Origin of the sequence: Sulfurimonas sp., assembly GCF_014859695.1 — a bacterium.
In the GTDB taxonomy this organism is placed as follows: domain Bacteria; phylum Campylobacterota; class Campylobacteria; order Campylobacterales; family Sulfurimonadaceae; genus Sulfurimonas.
In genome coordinates this window covers 1-4,998 of record NZ_JACUTS010000103.1, presented here as the reverse complement: position 1 = coordinate 4,998, position 4,998 = coordinate 1, and the positions used below count along the sequence as shown (strand labels likewise).

General features: G+C 34.7%; 3 protein-coding genes. 1 reads left to right on the top strand and 2 read right to left on the bottom strand.

Annotated elements, in window-relative coordinates:
* Positions 1 to 124: 124 nt before the first annotated feature.
* Both IBX42_RS11170 and IBX42_RS11165 read right to left on the bottom strand, forming a co-directional pair.
* Entirely contained in the window at positions 125 to 2,698 is a 2,574-nt protein-coding gene (locus tag IBX42_RS11170) for a DEAD/DEAH box helicase family protein (RefSeq protein WP_294932950.1), read from the bottom strand.
* Positions 2,691 to 4,463, bottom strand: coding sequence for a site-specific DNA-methyltransferase (locus IBX42_RS11165; protein WP_294932948.1), 1,773 nt, complete (start codon positions 4,461 to 4,463; stop codon positions 2,691 to 2,693). Before IBX42_RS11165 ends, IBX42_RS11170 begins: the two co-directional genes overlap by 8 nt.
* Positions 4,464 to 4,617: 154 nt before the next feature.
* Between IBX42_RS11165 and IBX42_RS11160 the strand changes: the two genes are divergently transcribed.
* Entirely contained in the window at positions 4,618 to 4,812 is a 195-nt protein-coding gene (locus IBX42_RS11160; RefSeq protein ID WP_294932946.1) for a hypothetical protein, read from the top strand.
* Positions 4,813 to 4,998 lie beyond the last annotated feature (186 nt).

The following is a 4,998-nucleotide window of genomic DNA, read 5'->3' as shown; positions in this document are numbered from 1 at the left end:
GAAAGGATCACTTTCCTCTGACGCGCTGAGGGCTTATAAGAAATTTAATGGTTTAGTCACCTGAACACATCTTTCTTCTGTCTCGTTCTCATGCTTCACAATCACGCTTGCAGAAACAGATTGTTTACAAAACCAATTCCGCAAACTTCTCTTTGAATTCGCTCTCGTTTGCATAGTTGTAAAATGGAAGTCCAAAAAGTTTATAACATGCATTCTCATAAAGTTTAAGCCCGTTTTCGTTGATGTCTTCGAGCACTAAACTATTTTGAGCCGTAAGCTTCGTGATATCCTCTAAAAACTCATTTTTCCACTTCTCAGAAGAGTTTTCAAAACCATCTTTTGCGTCTTTTGTCCAATCGCCCTTCGGCTCGCAAAATATTTGATGATAGCAATCATTTTTGTCTTTTAAAAGCAATAGAAAATCAGGTTCAAATCTCGCCCCGTCGCGCAGTTTGTCAAAACTGTAAATCTCAAATGCCTTTTCATTGCGTATAAGTTTTACGATTTTATATTTTGCTTTTAATTCATCTGAGACTTTGAGTATAAAGTCAGTAAAATGCCTCTCCTCGCTTGTTCCGCCGTGTGCTTCAAAAACATACCAATCATCCAGAACATCAATGCGGCTGTCGCTGTCTTTGAATTTTACGGTTTTTTTAGGAGGTATTTTTGAGCTGATTCGCACAGGATAAAACTCACGGCTGCCTATATGCTCTTTTGCATTTTTTATGATCTTGCTCTCAATATGGTCCAAAAGTTCAAGCAGAAATTTTATCTTCACCTCGTCCTCAAGCGCAAACTCCTTTGTCGTGAAAAAACCGAACTCGACGCTTCCCAAATAGTTCTCACTCTCTATCAATTCGCTTATGCTCTGAAGATTTACAAAGTATTTTTTCAAGTTGTTAAAATAGAAAAACGGTTTTTTATTTATGGCCACTCTTACTAAATTTTTATCAAGCTCTTTGATTTTATATTTCGCCGTTTTGTTAAAATTTGCCTCTTTTATCTCTTCGTCAAATACCTTTAACTCATGCGTCGTGTTGTCAATATACCTTTTCTGCGTTTTATAAGATGATGATATATAGTCACTGATGCTTATTATTGCGCTTTTGTCTTGTGCAACTTTTTTGTTTACGAAAATGACTCCATTTTTGTAAATCTCATCTTCTAAAAAGCTCTGCTTTAGTTTTAGCTCAACAGTTTTAGGCTCGTTATCTGTATCATCGAGAAGCCCGATTTTTTTAAGCTCTTTTGTAAGAGATGCTATATAATCACTTTGATTTACGCTGTAAAAGTGCATCTCCTCTAAAATTTTCAAAGGATTCTCAAAATCCGTATCAAACTTTCTTTTATATCTGTCTTCTTCTTCATATTCAAACGGAAAGTATCTTGCTCCTCGCCCTATGAGTTGCGCTTCGCTTATCGTGCTTTTTGTATTTTTTTGCATCTCATCAAGTTTGACGATATCAAAGAGATTTAAAACATCCCAACCCTCATTTAAAATATCTACCGCGAAAATGGCTCTGACCCTATTTTTTGAATCTTCAAGAGAGTTTAGATTTTTTAGTTTTTCATCTTTATCTTTTACTTTTGAGTGGATGACCAAACAGTTTGATTTTTCAAAAGCGTACTTGATATTTTGCACAAAAACTTTTTTATCGCTCACTATTTTTTCGAGTTCTTTTATCGCTTTTATATCTGAGAGTTTAAATATTTCATCAATATCGTTCTCCCTCAAATTTTCTATAAGCTTTACAAACGTATCGAACACGGCATCAATATTTTCGGTATTTTTTACGGTTTTAAACATTATGACGGGTTTTATACTCACGTTAAGCTCTCTTTGAGCGATAAGCCTTCTGTATTCGCTTACCATCACCGCCGATAAAATCCGCTTTTTGTCATCCAAAGCGTCACTGATTAGTTTTATGTCTTTGGAGTATCTGTCTTGACGAAACTTTACAAGCGGATAATCGGCGATGATTTTATCTCTGTACTTCGCTCCTATCTTTTTGTCTTCGAGATCTTGCGTAGCGGTAAACTCTAGCAAAATGTTCGCTTTGTTGGTGTTTAAAAGATTTTTTGTCGTTTGTTCCCAGTTTTGCTCTGTCTCTTTTTCGGTTTTGGTATTTGCGTTTAAGTGGTGCGCCTCATCGGCGATGAGTACTAGCTTTTTATTTTTAAAGTCGGCGTAAGTGATCGAGTTCTCTTTTACGGCGCTCTCAAGGTCATTATGAAGTTTGTTAATCGTTGTAAAAAGGATATTTATATCATCGCTCTTTGAGCTGTCAAATGTATCGTCGATGAGATTTATGACTACTTCTTGGTTGTTTATCAATATCTTTTCTTTGAAGAGATACTTTGAGGAGTATTTATCTACAAGATTTGCTTTTGTTTTTGTGATGATGTTGTTTGTGTTTACGAAAAATATAAAATCTCTATATCCTCTCTCATAAAGGTACAAAATAGAGGAAGCGATGATGTTCGTTTTTCCGCTCCCCGTTGCCATGTGGAAAAGGAGGTGTTTGTTTGGAATCTCTTTATGTTTTTTACTTGACATGTAAAAGATAAAATTCTCTAATGCATTTATTTGGTAGGGTCGCAGCTGCTGTTTTATGTTTTCTGCAATACTTTTTGGAATCTCGGGTTTTTCTACATACTCAAAAGCACTCTCTATGCTTTGATATAAAAGATTACTCATTTTCAATTCCGTAGAATTTTTTGTTTATCGCTATCTCTTCTTCTGATATTTTATACTCCGCATCTTCTATCTCTGCAATAGGAAGATAGTGCATGTTTTTATTTAGCTTTCCTATTTCGGCATCTTTGAAAGTATCGATTTGTTTGAGTTCTGCGTAGATAAAACTGCCGCCGCCTTGCCAATTCAGAGCCTTACTGATTCCGCCTTGCTCACCCTCTATAACTTTTTTCATTCTCTCGACCGCTATATCTTCGATGTAGTCCATCTGTTCAATACCGATATACCGGCGGTTCATTTTGTGGGCTGCGGCGGCGGTTGTGCCACTGCCTAAATGAAAATCCATGACAATGTCGTTTTCTTGTGTTGAAATTTCAATGATTCTTTCAATTAAAAATTCAGATTTTGGATAGGCAAATATTTTATCGCCAAACAACATTTTTATATGTTCAGTTCCCCTTTCGTTTACAAACGGTTTTTCATCCCAAACACTTCTTTGTCTGCTGGTAGTTTTTCGATATTTTTGTACTATCATAAAACCACCATCTGCTTTTTCTTTACCTTTTATTTCACCGTTTATATTTGCAAGCGATTTTTCTTTTCCCCATCTCCAAACAGTTTGAACACCTTGAGATTTTAATGGCATAAGCTCGACAAATCCCTCTTTAGGTTCTAATGAAATTTCAAGTAAAGAATTGTTATCTTTACTATTTGGATTAACATAAAATGGGTAACATAAGTTAGGTCTATTTTTATCATTGAATAAAATATTTCTATTCCTTAATTCCATTAAATTAAATCCACCTTGGTTGTCTTCATAGTCAAATTTTTTTTCTTTATCATCAATGAAATTTAATTCTTTTAGTGCATTGTTTGAGTAAATTAATAAATATTCGTGAGTTTTTGCAATTCCTCCATAATCCCTGCCTCCCCTGTTTATAATAACAATTGAATTTGAAATAAAACAATTTATTCCGAATATCTCATCCATAAGCACTTTTAAATAAGCTTGTTCATTATCATCACACTGAATAAATATAACGCCATCCTCACTCAAAAATTCCCTTGCAACTTCAAGGCGATTTTTCATAAAAGTCAGCCATGTGGAGTGGTTAAATCTGTCGTTATAGTTGAAGCTGTCATTTCCAGTGTTGTAGGGGGGATCGATGTAGATAAGTTTTACTTTCCCCGCAAACTTTTTCTTTAGAGAGTGAAGCGCTATAAGATTATTGCCTTTTATGATGAGGTTGTCATCTTCACGCATTTGCGGATTTTCTTCTACGCCGTCTTTTGTGAAGCGTTTTATATTCGTAAACGCCTTTGGCTCAAAAAGTCTGTCAATCTCATCGCGGCTTAGTATTTCGTTGTAAAAAACCTCATTTTTCTTATCATTATCCTTGCTCTGTCTGCCCTCTAAAATGCAGTCTTTATACGGCCATGCAAGCACGACATCGTCAAATTTTTTGATAAAACTGTCTTTTTTTATAAGCCCTATTTTGTTGGTATAGCTTGTGTATGAGTTTTTAGAAAACTCGTTCATGGTAAAAAATTCTATAAGCTTGTTTTGGTCGAGTACATAAACATCTTCTATTTTTGTAAAGAACTGCTTTTTTGCTTTTTCATCTCTTACAAGCAGCTTGATTAACTCAGCGTCAATATTTTCTACCGATTCAAGGATATTATGGAAAAATAGATTTCCCTCTTTGTCGCAAAATCTTTCACTATTTTTTAGAAGTTCTTGCATGTGCTGGATTATTTTTAAAATCATAGTTTCCCTCTTTTTACTTTTAAAAAAGTAAATAATACCTGCTTAAAATTAAAAAGAGGGATATATTCTCTTATTATTTTTAATAATAGGGTTATTTGGGCTTGTTGTAACATCAATGGAAGTTTTGTAATTTTTGCTTTAAAAAGGCAAAGAAATGACTCAAAGAGATATGGCGGGATTTTTGGATATTGATGTTAAAACTATTAGAAATTGGAGAGATAAAAAACCAAATCTCTATAAGACAATAATGAAAGGCCTGGCATTTGACGAATTGATTGATAAGTCGGAGCAAAACCTAACTGAGCTTAAAGAGCTAAAAGAAAAATTTGAAATTAAAAATAAAAGATAGGGCTGAGATGCGTGCGCTTCTTGATTTGGATACAAGTTTTGTTAATTTTGATAGATAGATTAGTGTTTATTCTTGGTTGGGGGTATGTCGGGGGATTTTATGATTTCTTGAAAGTGCCTAAAATAGGGCTTTTGGTGGTGGACAGGGAGGGGTTCGAACCCTCGGTACCGTTACCAGTACGCATCC

Excerpts from the sequence above, each read along its gene's own strand:
- IBX42_RS11170 (WP_294932950.1), bottom strand. The coding sequence starts at position 2,698 with ATGAGTAATCTTTTATATCAAAGCATAGAGAGTGCTTTTGAGTATGTA.
- IBX42_RS11165 (WP_294932948.1), bottom strand. The coding sequence starts at position 4,463 with ATGATTTTAAAAATAATCCAGCACATGCAAGAACTTCTAAAAAATAGT.
- IBX42_RS11160 (WP_294932946.1), top strand. The coding sequence starts at position 4,618 with ATGACTCAAAGAGATATGGCGGGATTTTTGGATATTGATGTTAAAACT.